17 protein-coding genes and 1 pseudogene are annotated in these 17,793 nt (G+C 55.3%); 10 read left to right on the top strand and 8 right to left on the bottom strand.

Annotation, left to right across the window (positions count from 1 at the left end; translation table 11 throughout):
* Position 1: 1 nt before the first annotated feature.
* The 4 genes from dnaK (at position 2) to nhaR (ending at position 5,513) form a co-directional block, all read left to right on the top strand.
* A complete protein-coding gene (dnaK, locus tag FHW74_RS10030; RefSeq protein ID WP_183170297.1) occupies positions 2–1,918 on the top strand; it encodes a molecular chaperone DnaK in 1,917 nt (638 codons plus the stop codon).
* A gap of 85 nt (positions 1,919–2,003) precedes the next feature.
* On the top strand, positions 2,004–3,137 hold the full coding sequence (gene dnaJ, locus FHW74_RS10025) for a molecular chaperone DnaJ (protein WP_161659352.1): 1,134 nt from the start codon (positions 2,004–2,006) through the stop codon (positions 3,135–3,137).
* A gap of 242 nt (positions 3,138–3,379) precedes the next feature.
* Positions 3,380–4,558 carry a Na+/H+ antiporter NhaA gene (gene nhaA, locus FHW74_RS10020; protein WP_183170296.1) on the top strand — a complete coding sequence of 393 codons (1,179 nt, stop codon included), beginning with the start codon at positions 3,380–3,382 and terminating at the stop codon, positions 4,556–4,558.
* Between the two features lie 61 nt (positions 4,559–4,619).
* Positions 4,620–5,513: a transcriptional activator NhaR gene (gene nhaR, locus FHW74_RS10015; protein ID WP_183170295.1), complete on the top strand. Its 894-nt coding sequence runs from the start codon at positions 4,620–4,622 to the stop codon at positions 5,511–5,513.
* A 21-nt stretch (positions 5,514–5,534) separates the two neighbouring features.
* Here the strand turns inward: nhaR and FHW74_RS10010 are convergent, their stop codons facing one another.
* The 8 genes from FHW74_RS10010 to rpsT all read right to left on the bottom strand — a co-directional run bounded on the left by FHW74_RS10010 (position 5,535) and on the right by rpsT (position 11,569).
* A complete protein-coding gene (locus tag FHW74_RS10010) occupies positions 5,535–6,326 on the bottom strand; it encodes a DeoR/GlpR family DNA-binding transcription regulator (protein WP_183170294.1) in 792 nt (263 codons plus the stop codon).
* Positions 6,319–6,960: an epimerase gene (locus FHW74_RS10005; RefSeq protein ID WP_183170374.1), complete on the bottom strand. Its 642-nt coding sequence runs from the start codon at positions 6,958–6,960 to the stop codon at positions 6,319–6,321. The genes FHW74_RS10010 and FHW74_RS10005 overlap by 8 nt, the downstream gene beginning before the upstream one ends.
* Entirely contained in the window at positions 6,960–7,409 is a 450-nt protein-coding gene (locus FHW74_RS10000) for a PTS sugar transporter subunit IIA (RefSeq protein WP_183170293.1), read from the bottom strand. Before FHW74_RS10000 ends, FHW74_RS10005 begins: the two co-directional genes overlap by 1 nt.
* A gap of 109 nt (positions 7,410–7,518) precedes the next feature.
* Positions 7,519–8,325, bottom strand: coding sequence for a BtpA/SgcQ family protein (locus tag FHW74_RS09995; RefSeq protein WP_183170292.1), 807 nt, complete (start codon positions 8,323–8,325; stop codon positions 7,519–7,521).
* A gap of 11 nt (positions 8,326–8,336) precedes the next feature.
* Positions 8,337–9,650, bottom strand: a complete 1,314-nt coding sequence (sgcC, locus tag FHW74_RS09990; RefSeq protein ID WP_183170291.1) for a PTS sugar transporter subunit IIC SgcC — start codon at positions 9,648–9,650, stop codon at positions 8,337–8,339.
* Between the two features lie 18 nt (positions 9,651–9,668).
* Positions 9,669–9,947: a PTS sugar transporter subunit IIB SgcB gene (gene sgcB, locus FHW74_RS09985; protein ID WP_125293121.1), complete on the bottom strand. Its 279-nt coding sequence runs from the start codon at positions 9,945–9,947 to the stop codon at positions 9,669–9,671.
* Positions 9,947–11,065 (bottom strand): M42 family metallopeptidase, encoded by a 1,119-nt coding sequence (locus tag FHW74_RS09980; protein ID WP_183170290.1) that lies wholly within the window; start codon positions 11,063–11,065, stop codon positions 9,947–9,949. The genes sgcB and FHW74_RS09980 overlap by 1 nt, the downstream gene beginning before the upstream one ends.
* A 240-nt stretch (positions 11,066–11,305) precedes the next feature.
* Positions 11,306–11,569 carry a 30S ribosomal protein S20 gene (rpsT, locus tag FHW74_RS09975; protein ID WP_125293123.1) on the bottom strand — a complete coding sequence of 88 codons (264 nt, stop codon included), beginning with the start codon at positions 11,567–11,569 and terminating at the stop codon, positions 11,306–11,308.
* Positions 11,570–11,671: 102 nt separating this feature from the next.
* On the opposite strand from rpsT, the pseudogene FHW74_RS09970 reads away from it, so the two are divergent.
* From FHW74_RS09970 to ispH, 6 genes and pseudogenes are all read left to right on the top strand, one after another.
* Positions 11,672–11,755 (top strand): annotated as a pseudogene (locus FHW74_RS09970) (DUF2575 domain-containing protein); the annotation flags it as partial.
* 140 nt (positions 11,756–11,895) lie between these two features.
* A complete protein-coding gene (gene ribF, locus FHW74_RS09965; protein ID WP_183170289.1) occupies positions 11,896–12,855 on the top strand; it encodes a bifunctional riboflavin kinase/FAD synthetase in 960 nt (319 codons plus the stop codon).
* A 54-nt stretch (positions 12,856–12,909) separates the two neighbouring features.
* Positions 12,910–15,726 carry an isoleucine--tRNA ligase gene (gene ileS / locus FHW74_RS09960; protein ID WP_183170288.1) on the top strand — a complete coding sequence of 939 codons (2,817 nt, stop codon included), beginning with the start codon at positions 12,910–12,912 and terminating at the stop codon, positions 15,724–15,726.
* Positions 15,726–16,241, top strand: coding sequence for a signal peptidase II (gene lspA / locus FHW74_RS09955; protein WP_183170287.1), 516 nt, complete (start codon positions 15,726–15,728; stop codon positions 16,239–16,241). The genes ileS and lspA overlap by 1 nt, the downstream gene beginning before the upstream one ends.
* Positions 16,234–16,704, top strand: coding sequence for an FKBP-type peptidyl-prolyl cis-trans isomerase (gene fkpB, locus FHW74_RS09950; RefSeq protein WP_183170286.1), 471 nt, complete (start codon positions 16,234–16,236; stop codon positions 16,702–16,704). Before lspA ends, fkpB begins: the two co-directional genes overlap by 8 nt.
* Positions 16,685–17,635 (top strand): 4-hydroxy-3-methylbut-2-enyl diphosphate reductase, encoded by a 951-nt coding sequence (gene ispH / locus FHW74_RS09945; protein WP_183170285.1) that lies wholly within the window; start codon positions 16,685–16,687, stop codon positions 17,633–17,635. Before fkpB ends, ispH begins: the two co-directional genes overlap by 20 nt.
* The last annotated feature ends 158 nt before the right edge of the window (positions 17,636–17,793 follow it).

The raw sequence follows: 17,793 nt of genomic DNA, 5'->3' as shown, positions 1-17,793 counted from the left end.
GATGGGTAAAATTATTGGTATCGACCTGGGGACGACTAACTCTTGTGTCGCGATTATGGATGGTACAACCGCACGTGTTCTGGAGAACGCCGAGGGTGACCGCACCACGCCTTCTATCATTGCTTACACACAGGACGGCGAAACTCTGGTAGGTCAGCCGGCTAAACGTCAGGCAGTGACTAACCCGCAGAACACGCTGTTCGCGATTAAACGCCTGATCGGTCGCCGCTTCCAGGACGAAGAAGTTCAGCGTGATGAAGCCATCATGCCGTACAAAATCATCGCCGCCGACAACGGTGACGCATGGCTTGATGTAAAAGGCCAGAAAATGGCACCGCCGCAGATCTCTGCAGAAGTGCTGAAGAAAATGAAGAAAACGGCTGAAGATTACCTGGGCGAACCGGTAACTGAAGCGGTTATCACCGTACCTGCGTACTTCAACGATGCTCAGCGTCAGGCAACCAAAGACGCCGGTCGTATCGCGGGTCTGGAAGTAAAACGTATCATCAACGAACCGACCGCGGCTGCGCTGGCTTACGGTCTGGATAAAGAAGTCGGCAACCGTACTATCGCGGTTTACGACCTCGGCGGCGGTACTTTCGATATCTCTATTATCGAAATCGACGACGTTGACGGCGAAAAAACCTTCGAAGTTCTGGCGACCAACGGTGACACCCACCTGGGCGGCGAAGACTTCGACAGCCGTATGATCAACTACCTGGTGGAAGAGTTTAAGAAAGACCAGGGTATCGATCTGCGTAACGATCCGCTGGCGATGCAGCGTCTGAAAGAAGCGGCAGAAAAAGCCAAAATCGAGCTCTCTTCCGCTCAGCAGACCGATGTGAACCTGCCGTATATCACTGCAGACGCCACCGGTCCGAAACACATGAACATCAAAGTGACTCGCGCGAAACTGGAAAGCCTGGTCGAAGACCTGGTGAACCGTTCCATCGAGCCGCTGAAAGTGGCGCTGCAGGACGCTGGCCTGTCTGTATCCGACATTCAGGACGTGATCCTGGTCGGCGGTCAGACCCGTATGCCGATGGTGCAGAAAAAAGTTGCCGAGTTCTTTGGCAAAGAGCCGCGTAAAGACGTTAACCCGGACGAAGCTGTGGCTATCGGCGCAGCGGTTCAGGGCGGCGTATTGACCGGCGACGTGAAAGACGTACTGCTGCTGGACGTTACCCCGCTGTCTCTGGGTATCGAAACCATGGGCGGCGTGATGACGGCGCTGATCTCCAAAAACACCACTATCCCGACCAAGCACAGCCAGGTGTTCTCTACTGCGGAAGACAACCAGTCTGCGGTAACCATCCATGTGCTGCAGGGTGAACGTAAGCGCGCCAGCGATAACAAATCTCTGGGTCAGTTCAACCTGGACGGGATTAACCCGGCGCCGCGCGGTATGCCGCAGATCGAAGTCACCTTCGACATCGATGCGGACGGTATCCTGCACGTCTCCGCGAAAGACAAAAACAGCGGTCGCGAGCAGAAAATTACCATCAAGGCATCTTCTGGTCTGAACGAAGAAGAAATCCAGAAAATGGTGCGCGAAGCGGAAGCGAATGCCGAGTCTGACCGTAAGTTCGAAGAGCTGGTGCAGACCCGTAACCAGGCAGACCATCTGGTGCACAGCACCCGTAAGCAGGTTGAAGAAGCAGGCGATCAGCTGCCGGCTGACGACAAAACCGCTATCGAGTCTGCGCTGAGCGCGCTGGAAACCTCGCTGAAAGGCGAAGATAAAGCGGATATCGAAGCGAAAATGCAGGCGCTGGCGCAGGCTTCCCAGAAGCTGATGGAAATTGCCCAGCAGCAACACGCGCAGCAGCAGGCTGGCGCTGCTGACGCTTCGGCGAACAACGCGAAAGATGATGATGTTGTCGACGCCGAGTTCGAAGAAGTTAAAGATAAAAAATAATCGCCCTGATGTAGGGTAATTAACTGGCACGGGCGTTGGAGTTACTCCACGCCCGTGCTCGCATGTTAAGGGCTGAAAAACTAAAATGGCGAAAAAAGACTATTACGAGATTTTAGGCGTTCCGAAAACCGCGGAAGAGCGTGAAATCAAAAAGGCTTACAAACGCCTGGCAATGAAATATCACCCGGACCGTAATCAGGGTGATAAAGACGCTGAAGACAAATTCAAAGAGATCAAAGAAGCCTATGAAGTGCTGACCGACGCGCAAAAACGCGCCGCTTACGATCAGTACGGCCATGCGGCATTTGAGCAGGGCGGCATGGGCGGCGGCGGATTTGGCGGCGGCGGTGCTGATTTCAGCGATATCTTCGGCGATGTCTTCGGCGATATTTTTGGCGGCGGACGTGGCCGTCAGCGCGCGGCGCGTGGCGCCGATCTGCGTTACAACATGGAGCTGACGCTGGAAGAAGCGGTACGCGGCGTCACCAAAGAGATCCGCATTCCAACCCTGGAAGAGTGCGACGTGTGCCACGGCAACGGCGCGAAACCGGGCACCCAACCGCAGACGTGTCCAACCTGCCACGGCGCAGGCCAGGTACAGATGCGCCAGGGCTTCTTTGCAGTGCAGCAGACCTGTCCGCACTGTCAGGGCCGCGGCACGTTGATCAAAGATCCGTGCACCAAATGCCACGGCCATGGTCGCGTTGAAAAATCGAAAACCCTGTCGGTTAAAATCCCGGCGGGCGTGGATACCGGCGACCGCATCCGCCTGGCAGGCGAGGGCGAAGCGGGCGAGCACGGCGCACCAGCAGGCGATTTATACGTCCAGGTGCAGGTCAAACAGCACCCGATCTTCGAGCGCGAAGGCAATAACCTGTATTGCGAAGTGCCGATTAACTTCGCGATGGCGGCGCTGGGCGGTGAAATCGAAGTGCCCACGCTGGATGGCCGCGTGAAGCTGAAAGTGCCGAACGAAACCCAAACCGGCAAGCTGTTCCGTATGCGCGGCAAGGGCGTGAAATCGGTACGCGGTGGCGCACAGGGGGACCTGTTATGCCGCGTGGTGGTTGAAACGCCGGTGGGTCTTAACGAGAAGCAGAAGCAGCTGCTGAAAGATTTACAGGAAAGTTTCGGCGGCCCGACGGGCGAGAAAAACAGCCCGCGTTCCAAAAGCTTCTTTGATGGCGTTAAAAAGTTCTTTGACGATTTAACGCGTTAAGTTTCATTCGATGCGTAAATAAACCTGTATCTACCTTGAGTAGATATAGGTTTTTTTTTGATTAGTGTTTGCAGAGGTAAGTGTTCAGAAATTTCCTGAAAATAGATTTGGGGCATTTTTTATATCGGAAATAACGATCATATAGGGCGAAATAATCTGTTTTTAGCGAGCTTTCAGGCGGAGTAAAATAGAAAATATATCGTGTTTTAATGGAAGATATGGAATTATTGAGGTAGTCAGGCATGTCAAAATTGATTCAACGTTTTCTGGCTAACGAAGCATCAGGCGGGGTGATTTTAATTGTCGCCGCTGCGCTGGCTATGGTCTTCGCCAACCTTGAAAGCACCCATGCTGGGTATCAGCAGTTCCTCAGCACCCCCGTAGAAATACGGTTTGGGGCGCTTGAAATCAATAAAAATCTGCTGTTGTGGATTAATGACGCGCTGATGGCGATCTTCTTTTTATTGATCGGGCTGGAAGTGAAGCGGGAGCTATTGCAGGGTTCTCTGGCCAGCCGCCGTCAGGCCGCGTTCCCGGCCATCGCCGCCTTAGGCGGTATGGCGATCCCGGCAGCGGTATACCTGCTGTTCAATTTCCAGGATCCCGCAGCCCGTGAAGGGTGGGCGATCCCGGCAGCGACGGATATCGCATTTGCGTTAGGCGTATTGGCCTTATTAGGTAAACGGGTGCCGCCTGCCTTGAAAGTGTTTTTGATGGCGCTGGCAATCATTGATGATTTAGGGGCGATTATCATCATTGCGCTGTTTTATACCCATCAGCTTTCGATGCTGTCGTTACTGGTGGCGGCGGGTGCGATTACGGTATTAGCATTATTGAACCTGCTAAATGTTCGCCGCACCGGTATTTATATTCTGGTGGGCGTCATACTCTGGACGGCTGTACTCAAATCCGGCATTCATGCCACGCTGGCGGGGGTTATTATCGGCTTCTTTATCCCGCTTAAGGCGCATAAAGGGCATTCTCCGGCACGGGAACTGGAGCATACTTTGCATCCATGGGTCGCGTTTTTGATCCTGCCGCTGTTTGCTTTCGCCAATGCCGGCGTCTCGCTTCAGGGCGTGACGATGGAAGGGCTGACGTCACTGCTGCCGCTGGGCATCATTGCCGGATTGTTTATTGGAAAGCCTCTGGGCATCAGTCTGTTTTGCCTGCTGGCGTTAAAACTCAAGCTGGCCTCGCTACCCGAGGGGACCACGTTTAAGGAGATTATGGCGGTTGGGGTGCTGTGCGGCATCGGGTTTACCATGTCCATCTTCATTGCAACCCTGGCATTTAATCATGCCGATCCCACGTTTATCACGTGGGCGAAACTGGGCATTCTTATCGGCTCGCTACTGGCGGCAATCGTAGGCTACGGCCTGTTACGGATACGATATTCAGACGCGGCGCTCCGCGCCTGAACAGAAAACATATGGAAGCGTTCATGCCGAACATCACTATCAATCAGGGAGCGAAAGCGATATGTCACATATCAATTACAACCACCTTTACTATTTTTGGCACGTGTATAAGGAAGGGTCGGTTGTGGGGGCGGCGGAAGCGTTGTATCTGACGCCGCAAACCATCACCGGGCAGATTAAAGCGTTGGAAGAGCGGCTACAGGGTAAGCTGTTCAAGCGCAAGGGGCGGGGCATTGAGCCCAGCGAGTTGGGGGAACTGGTGTTCCGCTACGCCGACCGCATGTTTACGCTCAGCCAGGAGATGCTTGATATCGTCAACTATCGCAAGGAGTCGCACCTGCTGTTTGACGTAGGCGTCGCGGATGCGCTCTCCAAACGGCTGGTGAGCGGTGTGCTGGATGCCGCCGTGGTGGAGAATGAACAGATTCATTTACGCTGCTTTGAATCCACCCACGAGATGCTGCTGGAACAGCTGAGCCAGCATAAGCTGGACATGATTATTTCTGATTGCCCGATCGATTCCACCCAACAGGAAGGGCTGTTTTCGGTCAAAATCGGCGAGTGCGGCGTGAGCTTTTGGTGCCAGGCCCCCGGTCCGGAAAAGCCATTTCCGGCCTGTCTCGAAGAGCGCCGGTTACTGATCCCTGGCCGTCGTTCGATGCTGGGCCGCAAAGTGCTGAACTGGCTTAATACCCAAGCGTTGAATATTGAGATCCTCGGTGAATTCGATGACGCTGCGCTGATGAAAGCGTTTGGCTGCGCCCATAATGCGATTTTTGTCGCGCCGACGCTGTATACCCAAGATTTTTTCGACGATAAAACGGTGGTGGAGATTGGGCGGATAGATAACGTGATGGAAGAGTATCATGCGATTTTCGCCGAGCGTATGATCCAGCATCCTGCGGTACAGCGTATCTGTAACCGCGACTATTCCTCGTTGTTTGTTACGCCTTAACAGAGCCGGAGAGCGGTGCGGTCACCGCTCTCCTTTGGCGCGAATAATATGAATGCCCGCCTGCTGATAGCGCTGCATGATGTCATTGGCTAACCCGCTGTCGGTAATAATCGTTTTAATACAGGACAGCGTAGCGACCCTGTGTGGCTCCACCTTATTGAATTTGCCGTGATCCGCCAGCAGAATAACCTCTCTGGCGCGTTGGATGATGCGGCTTTTGACACCCACTTCAAACATGGTCGCATTGGTGATGCCTGCTTCAAGCGACAGCGCGTCGCAGGATAAAAAGGCGCGCTCTACCGAAAAGGCATTTAACATTTCCAGCGCCAGACTCTCGCCTATTGAGAAATAGCCCGGTCGAACCATTCCCCCGATAATGTAGCTTTCAATGTTGTTAAAGCAGCCCAATTGATTGGCGATTTTTATATCCACTGAAATCGCTTTCGCCTGCACATCGCCCAACCGCTTAGCCAGTTCAAGACAGGTCGATCCTGAATCCAGCATAAAACAGTCGCCATCGCGGATCATCGCGCGCGCCGCGACAGCGATTTCTTGTTTTGCCTGGCTTTGCAGACTGTTTTTCAAATCAAAAACGTACTCTTTATCCGAGGTGTCGCTGTCGAACTCCAGCCATCCATGGCGGCGCACCATGCCGGGATAATGGCTGGCGATAAAATGAAAATCACGCCGTACCGTGGCGTGGGCATAGCCAAACAGCTCGACGGCCTGGCTGGAGGAAAGACGACGGTGTTGCCAGAGATAATGCAGCATTTGTTGAATACGATCGGGGCGGCTTTGAGAGCGATCATCCATTTAACGCACTCCTGAAGGATCCCAACGTCGTCGCGGGATTGTCTGAGGCAAATAGCGCCCGCCCCAGAACCAGATGTTCTGCGCCCGCCCGTTTGAGTTGCTGCCCGGCGGATTCAGAAATCCCGCCGTCAGCCCAACATTCGGCATCGGGAAAATAGCGTGCGCAGGCTGCGACCTTGTCGATTAACGCAGGGTTAAAGCATTGACCGTGTCCATCCGGCTCGCTGGTCATGATCAGACAGGCATCGAGCGCGTGCCGGAGATATAAATAAGGCTCAAGCGGTGTGGCGGGGTTAAACGCCAGGCCTGCGCGGGCACCGGTTTCGCGGATCGCCGTCAGCGCTTCTGCGGGGTTCGCCAGCGCTTCTGCATGTACAAACACCCACGCTGGCGTAAACGGCGATAGTGCCCGAAACCACGGCCAGGGATTGGCGACCATTAAATGGAAAGAGAGCGGATGCTGCGTGGCTTCAAAGACGCTGCGAACGGTTTTCAGGCCAAACGTAATATTCGAGATGAAGCTGGTGTCTTCAATATCCAGGTGCCATGAGCCAATCGGGGCATGGTCAAACTGGCTTAACGCCTGATGCAGGCGCAGCGGATCGGCTGACGCGAGGGAAGGATGCAAAATCATCATTCGCTCCTGACGAGAGACTGCTTCAGTAGCTGGTACAGCGCGCTATCGTTATCGGCGTGGCGTAGCGCCTTGATAAAGGCTTCATCTCCCAACCATTGGCTGATGCGCTGAATGGTCGCGATATGACGATTAGCATCCGTCGCGGTTAACGCAATCAGCAGCCAGACCGGATCGCACTCTTCATGACCAAAGGTCACCGGCTGCTGAAGCGTCGTCACGGCAATCTGGTTATGCACTGCGCCCTGCTCAGGCCGGGCGTGGGGTAAAGCGATCCCCGGTGCCACCACATAGTAAGGCCCCCAGGCCAACGTGTTCTCAATTACCCCGTTAAGGTAGGCGGCTTGCGCGGCGCCGTGGCGGATCAGCGGCTCAATCGCGATGGCTAAGGCCTCTCTCCAGTCGGTGGCGTCCCGGCAGGCTTGTACCCATTTCACATCATTTAACATGGCGCATTGACTCCCTTCCCAGAGTGGGTATGGTGAAAACGCTCCCGCCGGTACTTTTGGCGAAGACAGCGGGAGCATCCCGGGGGATAAGCGTTTGCTTATCCCTTTCTTATTGCCTTATCTGATGCACTTTCTCCATAAAGCGGCTCACCCGTTGCTGATCGACAAAGTTGGCGAAGATGCCGTCCTTTTTGAACCAGGTCGCGGTGACGCAGCCATCGGCGATGGTCAACTGCTCTTCCACGTTATCAAGGCAAACGCCGGTATTGGCCAGCACCACGGTATCCGGAACGGTTTCTTTGACGCGTTTTAACACGGCGCTGTCTGTTTTCGCCCCAGCCGTTAATCCGGAAACGCACAATGCGTCGGGATGGTTGTTAAACACGGTGGATTTGGCAATGGAACAGATATCGCGATTCCCCAGATACACGGCCGCCTCGGGCACAATATTAAACAGGGTCTTCACATGGCCTGCGCCGATCCGATGCTGATGGCGAATGGTTTCGCCGACATTGGTATCCCAGATGCCGAAATCGCTGGCATAGACGCCAGTGAAGATTTCCCGGATGAATGATGCGCCGGTCGCCATGGCTAAATCAAAAGACGCGACGGGGTCCCACAACACATTAACGCCGTAGGGCACACGAATTTCCGTCATCATTTGTCCAATAATACGCGCCATGGCCGCTGTGGTTTCAGGCCGCACTTTCGTGAGATAGGGCAGGCTGAACTCATTGGAAAACATCACTGCGTCAACGCCACCGTTCTGTAACGCCATGAGATCGTCATACGCCCGATCGATAACCCAGTTGATCCCCTTTTGATGATCGAATCCCGGATCGCCTGGCAATGCCCGCAGGTGACACATGGCAATAACCGCTTTTTCTGTGCCTATAACGCTTTTAAGCCAACTCATTCATTTACTCCTTATTCCGACAATTCTCGTTTTCGTAAAATCAGGACTACCGTTGCCGACAAACCAACAGCAACCACCACGCCGATCACGCCCAGGGACATGATTTCTGCGATTGACCAGCCAAACATATTGCCGACAGAAAGCGCGCTAATTTGTGCGCCGTCCTGCGCGAAGCTGAAACCGCCCTTTAGCGCCATCTCGGTAAAGTAAGGCGCAAACTGCGTCGCGATCAGCAGCACGGTGACCATAACGATTACGCCGCTAATCAAGGTGCGCAATAAATCACCCCGGTGGATCACCGTCGCCATGCAGATAAAAAACGGCGCGACGGGCAAATCGGCGAGCGGCAAAACTTTATTGCCGGGCAGAATGCTGGCGAAAATCAGCATAATGGGGATTAACAGCAGGCCGACGGCGATAGTGGTCGGGTGGCCCAACGTCACGGCGGAGTCCAGCCCGATATAGACTTCACGACCATGAAAGTGCTTTTGGAAAAACTGGCGAGCGCCATCCGAAATGGGCAGCAACCCTTCCACGATCAGGCGGATCATGCGCGGAAACAGCACCATTATCGCGGCGACCGTGATCATTAACGTGGCGGTGCCTTTGAAGCCTTCGCCCGCAGCCAGCCCGAAAAGTAAACCCAGCACCACACCGATAATGACGGGGTCGCCCACCATGCCGTAGCGTTTCTGGAGCTCGCTGGCATCGATGTTACGTCCCTTCATGAACGGAATGTTGTCGTACAGGGTATCCAGCAACACAAATAGCGGAACGGAACTGGAACCATAACCTTGCGGGATGGAAATTCCTTCCAGGCCGACAATGCTTTGGACCCGGCGCGCGCTCCAGTCAGCCATTTTCAACGACAGCGCGGCATGGCAGATTGCCGCCAGTACGCCGTAAATCATGCTGCCCGTCATCAACTGCGTCACGGTGCCGGTAATGGCGAAGTGCCAGTAGTTATAGATATCCACGTTCATGGTTTTGGTCAGACGGGTCAGCAACATGCCGATGTTGAGCAAAAAAATGACCGGAATAATGATGGCGCCAATGGCCGTGGCATACCCGACGCCAGAGGCCGGGCCAGCCCCCACGTCGAGCACGTGCAGGTTCAGGCCAAAGCGTTCGATCATTATTTTTATCGGTGGATTCAGGCTATCTATCGCCATGACGATAACCAGCCCCATTCCGACAAAACCTACACCGACCGTGACGCCCGCCTTCACTGCCTGAAGCACCGGGATACGGAAGATAAGGCCAATTAAAATCATAATGATGGGAACAAACACCGTCCCGCCAAGAGACAAAATGTAGTCAAACATAACGCCTCCTTATCATCCCTAGTGGCTGAGCAGCGCTTTAATTTGCTGCTTCAGCGCGTCATCGTTGATACCGGTCAACAGCGCCGCGCCATTCAGCGTGGGCACTCCATAATCGGTAGCGGTTTTCATGGATGTCACAATCAGATCAACGCCCCGGCAATTGAGCGGAATTTCGCTCAGGCAGCACTGGGAGGTCGTAGCGGGGATACCTTGTTGCGCCAGGTAGTCCTGGAGCTTCTGGGCAATCATGGTTGAGGTGGACATGCCAGTGCCGCATGCCACAAGGATCTTTTTCATCACAGAGGGTGCTCCTGAAGGGGGCCCGGGATGGGCTCAATGGGAAATGACTCGGGGCGCTGTTGCACCAGAGCCGTCAGTAAATCGATGCAATGACCGAGGTCGCGCAGGCTGGCGACTTCGGCAGGTGAATGGGTATAGCGGCAGGGAATAGAAAGACTGGCGCAGGGAATGCCGTTTTGCTCCACCTGAATATACCCGGTTTCGGTGATCACGCCGGGCGCCACTTCGCGCTGGACCGGAATGGCGGCCTCGCGAGCCGTCTGTTCCAGCATGGCGATCAACCGGGGCGGCGTGATCAGGCCGGCCAGGGTACCGCGGCCGTGATAGTTCAGGCAGGTAATGCCCACTCCCTGATTAACCACCACATCCGAATAATCATTAAGGTCGGGCGTATCGCAGGACGGGGTAATATCAATCCCAATCGCCAGGTCCGGTTTAATCCGGGATAACACCGGGACGATACCGCGAATATTGAACTCTTCCTGAACGGAAGCGACCAGATACAAAGCGATGGCTAACGGCTGTTGTTTGATGCCGTGCGCCACGCCGAGCAGCGCGGTGCAGCCAAGCCGATCGTCAAGCGCTTTACTGCATACCAGATCGTTAGCCAGTAACTGAGGAGGATTGTACAGCGTGATGGGTGTGCCCACGCGGACCCCCATCCGCTCGGCATCGGCTTTAGAATGGGCGCCGATATCAATCCACAATTTGTCCAGTGACGGGGACTGGGTTCGCTCATCCGCTTTAGCGAAATGATAGGCTTTGATGCCAATGCAGCCGGGAACCGGACCCTGGCTGGTATTCAGGGTGACGCGCGAGCCGGGCATGGTAATTTGCGCAGGCCCGCCAACCCGTTCGAAGCGCACAAAGCCGGAAGGCTCGATTTTGCGCACCATAAAACCCACTTCATCCATATGCGCGAAAACCATCACCCTGAGTGCATCCGGGCTCTCACTGCCGTAGCGAGCGACGATGTTTCCTAACCGGTCGCGCCAGACTTCATGCGCCGTGGTGGAAAACTGCTGCTGCATATAGTCGGCAAGCGCGGTTTCGTGGCCGGAAATCCCGTCCAGCGTTAGTAAGGTAAACAACGTGTCTTTCATGTCGAAGGTCATTACGCAACTCCAGTAAAATTCACTCATTTGTTGAGCGATTTATAAGCGGCGAATGACGCAATAAGTGTGACAAGAATCACCTGGTCAGCAATAAAGTGACCAAATCAAAGAGATATGTGATCGATATGAAGCTATTTCGCGCAGCTACGTTGAGCGAATAGTATGCAGAGAGGCGGGGAAACAGGCATAAAAAAACCCGCGTTAAGCGGGTCTTTTTTACAAAGCGTCAACGGCGGGCGATTAAGCCAGTTTGTTGATCTGCGCGGTCAGGTTAGCCTTATGACGCGCTGCTTTGTTTTTGTGGATCAGACCTTTAGCGGCCTGGCGATCCACGATCGGCTGCATTTCGTTGAATGCATTCTGTGCTGCTGCTTTGTCGCCAGTTTCGATAGCTGCGTATACTTTCTTGATGAAAGTACGCATCATAGAACGACGGCTAGCGTTGTGTTTGCGAGCCTTTTCAGACTGAACGGCGCGCTTCTTAGCTGACTTGATATTAGCCAAGGTCCAACTCCCAAATATGATCTATATGGACAATTCAAAGGCCGAGGAATATGCCCTCTTAGCCCCGTTTTGTCAATGGATTTGTGCAAATAAGCGCCGTTAATGAAGCGACACTTGTTACGTAGTGATGGCGCAGGATTCTACCAGCTTGCGCCACGCGAATACAGCCTTTCGGGGACAAAAATAGTAAAGCTTTGGCGCAATTCCTTATGATTGCCGCTAAGTGCGCTAAAACAACCGGTTTCGGGGCGGTATCTGCAATCGTTGGTTAACCTTGAGAGCGGTACACGCTATAATCCGACGATTTTCACCCTGTTGAGCCTGTCATGAAGCTGATACGCGGCATTCACAATCTGACCTCTGAACACCGTGGTTGTGTCCTCACAATTGGTAATTTCGATGGCGTACATCGCGGCCATCAGGCGTTGCTCGCCGGATTGCGCAAGGAAGGGCGTCGCCGCAATCTGCCGGTGATGGTGATGATATTCGAGCCTCAGCCGCTGGAACTGTTCGCCGCAGACAAAGCCCCGGCGCGGCTGACCCGGCTGCGTGAAAAGCTGAAATATCTGGCCGAGTCGGATGTGGATTACGTGCTGTGCGTCCGGTTCGACCGGCGTTTCGCGGCGCTCACCGCGCAAACCTTCGTCAGCGATCTGCTGGTGACGCGCCTTGGCGTACAGTTCCTGGCGGTGGGGGATGATTTCCGCTTTGGCGCTGGTCGTCAGGGAGATTTCTTGTTATTACAACAGGCTGGCCTGGAATACGGCTTCGACGTGACCAGCACCCAGACATTCTGCCACGGCGGCGTGCGCGTCAGCAGTACGGCGGTGCGTCAGGCGCTGGCGGAGGACGATCTGCCCCAGGCGGAGCAACTGCTCGGCCATCCGTTTATGATTTCTGGCCGTGTGGTGCACGGCGATGAGCTGGGCCGCACCATCGGCTTCCCGACGGCGAACTTACCGCTGCGCCGTCAGGTTTCCCCGGTTAAAGGGGTGTATGCGGTTGAAGTCACAGGGCTGGGCGATACGCCGCTGCCCGGCGTTGCCAATATCGGCACGCGCCCGACGGTGCAGGGAATGCGCCAGCAGCTTGAGGTTCATCTGTTAGATATTGCAATGGACCTTTACGGACGCCATATAGATGTGGTGTTGCGTAAAAAAATACGTAATGAGCAGCGATTTGCTTCGCTTGATGAACTGAAAGCGCAAATCGCCAGGGATGTCGTGACGGCCCGCGAATTTTTTGGGCGGGTTACCCGCCAGACGATGGGAAACAAGACCAGTTAGCCGGCTTTAGGCCTGTTGGTGTTAATCAAACCGAAATACGGAACCGAGAATCTAATGAGTGACTATAAATCTACCCTGAATTTGCCGGAAACAGGGTTCCCGATGCGTGGCGACCTCGCCAAACGCGAACCGGGAATGCTGGCGCGTTGGACCGATGATGACCTGTACGGCATCATCCGTGCGGCGAAAAAAGGCAAAAAAACCTTCATTCTGCATGATGGCCCTCCTTATGCGAATGGCAGCATTCATATTGGTCACTCGGTTAACAAGATTCTGAAAGACATTATTATCAAATCCAAAGGGCTGGCGGGTTATGACTCCCCGTATGTGCCAGGATGGGATTGCCACGGTCTGCCGATTGAACTGAAAGTTGAACAGCTGATCGGCAAGCCGGGCGAGAAAGTGTCCGCAGCGGAATTCCGTGCCGCCTGCCGTAAATACGCGGCTGAGCAGGTTGAAGGCCAGCGCGCCGACTTTATCCGTCTGGGCGTGCTGGGCGACTGGTCGCACCCGTACCTGACCATGGACTTCAAAACCGAAGCCAATATTATTCGCGCGCTGGGCAAAATCATCGGCAACGGCCACCTGCACAAAGGTGCCAAGCCGGTGCACTGGTGCGTTGACTGCCGTTCCGCGCTGGCGGAAGCGGAAGTCGAGTATTACGACAAAACCTCGCCGTCCATCGACGTAACATTCCACGCCGTTGATGCCGACGCGGTAAAAGCCAAATTCGGCGCGGCCAACGTAAACGGCCCGATTTCGCTGGTGATCTGGACCACCACCCCGTGGACCCTGCCCGCTAACCGCGCTATCTCTCTGCATGCGGATATCGACTATGCGCTGGTGCAGATTGACGGTCAGGCGCTGATCCTGGCGAAGGAGCTGGTGGACAGCGTGATGAAACGCGCCGGTATCACCGATTTTACCGTGCTGGGCACTGTGAAAGGCGATGCGCTGGAATTGCTGCGCTTCAAACACCCGTTCCTGGATTTCGACGTGCCGGCGATCCTCGGCGAGCACGTGACGCTGGACGCCGGTACCGGCGCGGTGCATACCGCCCCTGGCCACGGCCCGGACGACTATGTAATCGGCCAGAAATACGGTCTGGAAACCGCTAACCCGGTTGGCCCGGACGGCGCGTATCTGCCGGGCACCTACCCGACGCTGGACGGCGTTCAGGTATTCAAGGCTAACGATCTGATCGTCAACCTGCTGCGTGAAAACGGCGCGCTGCTGCATGTTGAAAAACTGCTGCATAGCTATCCGCACTGCTGGCGTCACAAAACGCCGATTATCTTCCGCGCCACCCCGCAGTGGTTTATCAGCATGGATCAGAAAGGCCTGCGCGCGCAGTCGTTGCAGGAGATCAAAGGCGTGCAGTGGATCCCGGACTGGGGCCAGGCGCGTATCGAGTCGATGGTCGCTAACCGTCCGGACTGGTGTATCTCCCGTCAGCGCACCTGGGGTGTGCCGATGGCGCTGTTCGTGCATAAAGAGACCCAGGAACTGCATCCGCGTACCCAGGAGCTGATGGAAGCCGTTGCCCAACGCGTTGAGCAGGACGGTATTCAGGCGTGGTGGGATCTCGACCCGCGCGACATCATGGGCAACGACGCCGACAGTTATGAGAAAGTGCCGGATACCCTGGACGTGTGGTTCGACTCCGGTTCTACCCATGCTTCCGTGGTTGATGTGCGTCCGGAGTTTGCCGGCCATGCGGCGGATATGTATCTCGAAGGTTCCGACCAGCATCGCGGCTGGTTTATGTCCTCTCTGATGATCTCCACCGCCATGAAAGGCAAAGCGCCGTACCGTCAGGTTCTGACCCACGGCTTCACCGTGGATGGTCAGGGCCGCAAAATGTCCAAGTCCATCGGCAACACCGTATCGCCGCAGGACGTGATGAACAAACTCGGCGCGGACATTCTGCGTCTGTGGGTGGCCTCGACCGATTACACCGGCGAAATGGCGGTCTCTGACGAGATCCTCAAGCGCGCCGCCGATGCGTACCGCCGCATTCGTAATACCGCGCGCTTCCTGCTGGCGAACCTTAACGGCTTCGATCCGGTAAAAGACAGCGTTAAGCCGGAAGAGATGGTCGTTCTGGATCGCTGGGCGGTCGGCTGCGCCAAAGCGGCGCAGGAAGATATCGTGAAATCTTACGAAGCCTATGATTTCCACGAAGTGGTGCAGCGCCTGATGCGTTTCTGCTCCGTAGAAATGGGTTCGTTCTATCTCGATATCATCAAAGACCGTCAGTACACGGCGAAAGCGGACAGTGTGGCGCGCCGCAGTTGCCAGACCGCGCTGTACCACATCGCGGAAGCGCTGGTGCGCTGGATGGCGCCGATCATGTCCTTCACCGCTGATGAAATCTGGGGCTACCTGCCGGGCGAGCGTGAAAAATACGTGTTTACCGGCGAATGGTACGACGGTCTGTTCAGCCTTGCCGATAACGAAGCCATGAACGATGGCTACTGGGACGAGCTGCTGAAAGTGCGCGGCGAAGTGAACAAAGTCATCGAACAGGCGCGTGCTGATAAACGCATCGGCGGCTCGCTGGAAGCGGCGGTGACGTTGTATGCGCAGCCGGAACTGGCAGCGAAACTGACGGCGCTGGGCGATGAATTGCGATTTGTCCTGTTGACCTCAGAGGCGCAAGTTGAAGAGTATGCACAGGCGTCCGCCGAGGCCCAGCAGAGCGAACAGCTTAAAGGCCTGAAAGTGGCATTACGCAAAGCCGATGGTGAGAAGTGTCAGCGCTGCTGGCATTACACCGCCGACGTCGGTCAGGTAGCGGAACACGCCGAACTGTGTGGCCGCTGTGTCAGCAACGTCGCCGGTGACGGCGAAAAACGTAAGTTTGCCTGATGAGTAAACCGATCCTTTCAACAGGGCTGCGCTGGCTGTGGCTGGTGGTGGTCGTGCTGATTGTCGATTTGGGCAGTAAATACCTGATCCTCCAGAACTTTGCTCTGGGGGATACGGTGTCACTGTTCCCGTCGCTCAATCTGCATTATGCGCGCAACTACGGCGCGGCATTTAGCTTCCTCGCCGATAAAGGCGGCTGGCAGCGCTGGTTCTTTGCCGGTATCGCCATCGGCATCTGCGTGGTGCTGGCGGTGATGATGTATCGCGCCAAAGCCAGCCAGAAGCTCAACAATATCGCCTATGCTTTAATCATCGGCGGGGCGTTGGGCAACCTGTTCGACCGCCTGTGGCACGGCTTTGTGGTCGATATGATCGACTTCTACGTCGGCGACTGGCATTTCGCGACCTTTAACCTGGCGGACACGGCGATTTGCGTCGGTGCGGCGCTGATCGTGCTGGAAGGTTTCTTTGTCTCTTCTGACAAAACGGCCCGGGAAAAGAAAAGTCATGAGTAAAAGTGTTCAGAGCAACAGCGCCGTGCTGGTCCACTTCACGCTGAAGCTGGAAGATGGCTCGACGGCGGAATCGACCCGCAATAACGGCAAACCTGCTCTGTTCCGGCTGGGGGATGGCTCGCTGTCCCCTGGGCTTGAAGCGCAGCTGCTGGAGATGCGCGCGGGGGATAAAAAATCCTTCACGCTGCCGCCGGAATCCGGGTTTGGCATTCCCAGCCCGGACATGATCCTGTACTTCTCGCGTCGGGAGTTTATCGACGCCGGAGAGCCGGAAATCGGGGCGATCATGTTATTCACCGCCATGGATGGTTCGGAAATGCCTGGTGTGATTCGCGAAATTAACGGCGACTCCATCACGGTGGATTTCAACCATCCACTTGCCGGGCAGAACCTTCATTTTGATATCGACGTGCTGGAGGTTGATCCGGTACTGGAGACGTTGAATGCAGATCCTGTTGGCTAACCCGCGCGGGTTTTGCGCTGGTGTTGACCGTGCAATCAGCATTGTCGAAAACGCGCTGACCATTTACGGTGCGCCGATTTATGTGCGCCATGAAGTGGTGCATAACCGCTACGTGGTGGACAGCCTGCGCGAACGCGGCGCGATTTTTATCGAGCAAATCAGCGAAGTGCCGGACGGCGCGATCCTGATTTTCTCGGCGCACGGCGTGTCCCAGGCAGTACGCAACGAAGCGAAAAACCGTGATTTAACGGTGTTTGACGCTACCTGTCCGCTGGTAACCAAAGTGCATATGGAAGTGGCGCGCGCCAGCCGGCGCGGCGAAGAAGCGATCCTGATCGGCCACGCCGGGCACCCGGAAGTGGAAGGCACCATGGGTCAGTACAGCAACCCGAAAGGGGGCATGTACCTGGTGGAGTCGCCGGAAGATGTGCTGAAAATTGAAGTGAAAGACGACAGCAATCTCTCCTTTATGACCCAGACCACGCTGTCCGTGGACGATACGTCGGATGTGATCGACGCGCTGCGCAGCCGCTTCCCGAAAATCATCGGCCCGCGCAAAGACGATATTTGCTACGCCACGACGAACCGTCAGGAAGCGGTACGCGCGCTGGCGGCGGAGGCGGATGTGGTGCTGGTGGTCGGGTCGAAAAACTCCTCCAACTCCAACCGTCTGGCGGAACTGGCCCAGCGGATGGGTAAAAAAGCCTATCTGATTGATGATGCCAGCGATATTAACGAGTCGTGGCTGTCAGGCGCGGCCTGCGTTGGCGTTACGGCGGGGGCGTCGGCACCCGATATTCTGGTGCAAAACGTCCTGAAACGGTTGCAGGCGTTAGGCGGCGGCGAAACGCGCGAACTCACCGGTCGGGAAGAGAATATTGTGTTCGAAGTTCCGAAAGAGCTGCGGATGGACGTGCGCGAAGTCGAGTAACGTGCTTATGCGTTTCAGAAAAAAGCCAGACTACACCGTCTGGCTTTTTTTGTTGCCAAAGGGACGGGCAACAGATCGTCAATTCTGTGAGCCTGCCAGCAGGATACTGTTTATCTTGTTCAGGTTAATCGATTAATCTGCCAGAATGATCATGTTGT

This window comes from Atlantibacter sp. RC6 (assembly GCF_014193285.1).
In the GTDB taxonomy this organism is placed as follows: domain Bacteria; phylum Pseudomonadota; class Gammaproteobacteria; order Enterobacterales; family Enterobacteriaceae; genus Atlantibacter.
Note: the sequence above shows the minus strand (reverse complement) of the source record. Positions and strands in the feature narration are given on the sequence as shown.

Bases quoted from the DNA above. Each gene is read 5' to 3' on its own strand.
- FHW74_RS10005 (WP_183170374.1), bottom strand. From the start codon at position 6,960: ATGATTTTGCATCCTTCCCTCGCGTCAGCCGATCCGCTGCGCCTGCAT.
- ileS (WP_183170288.1), top strand. From the start codon at position 12,910: ATGAGTGACTATAAATCTACCCTGAATTTGCCGGAAACAGGGTTCCCG.
- ispH (WP_183170285.1), top strand. From the start codon at position 16,685: ATGCAGATCCTGTTGGCTAACCCGCGCGGGTTTTGCGCTGGTGTTGAC.
- FHW74_RS09980 (WP_183170290.1), bottom strand. From the start codon at position 11,065: ATGACCTTCGACATGAAAGACACGTTGTTTACCTTACTAACGCTGGAC.
- FHW74_RS09995 (WP_183170292.1), bottom strand. From the start codon at position 8,325: ATGAGTTGGCTTAAAAGCGTTATAGGCACAGAAAAAGCGGTTATTGCC.
- fkpB (WP_183170286.1), top strand. From the start codon at position 16,234: ATGAGTAAAAGTGTTCAGAGCAACAGCGCCGTGCTGGTCCACTTCACG.
- ribF (WP_183170289.1), top strand. From the start codon at position 11,896: ATGAAGCTGATACGCGGCATTCACAATCTGACCTCTGAACACCGTGGT.
- dnaK (WP_183170297.1), top strand. From the start codon at position 2: ATGGGTAAAATTATTGGTATCGACCTGGGGACGACTAACTCTTGTGTC.
- nhaR (WP_183170295.1), top strand. From the start codon at position 4,620: ATGTCACATATCAATTACAACCACCTTTACTATTTTTGGCACGTGTAT.
- sgcC (WP_183170291.1), bottom strand. From the start codon at position 9,650: ATGTTTGACTACATTTTGTCTCTTGGCGGGACGGTGTTTGTTCCCATC.
- sgcB (WP_125293121.1), bottom strand. From the start codon at position 9,947: ATGAAAAAGATCCTTGTGGCATGCGGCACTGGCATGTCCACCTCAACC.
- lspA (WP_183170287.1), top strand. From the start codon at position 15,726: ATGAGTAAACCGATCCTTTCAACAGGGCTGCGCTGGCTGTGGCTGGTG.
- dnaJ (WP_161659352.1), top strand. From the start codon at position 2,004: ATGGCGAAAAAAGACTATTACGAGATTTTAGGCGTTCCGAAAACCGCG.
- nhaA (WP_183170296.1), top strand. From the start codon at position 3,380: ATGTCAAAATTGATTCAACGTTTTCTGGCTAACGAAGCATCAGGCGGG.
- FHW74_RS10010 (WP_183170294.1), bottom strand. From the start codon at position 6,326: ATGGATGATCGCTCTCAAAGCCGCCCCGATCGTATTCAACAAATGCTG.
- FHW74_RS10000 (WP_183170293.1), bottom strand. From the start codon at position 7,409: ATGTTAAATGATGTGAAATGGGTACAAGCCTGCCGGGACGCCACCGAC.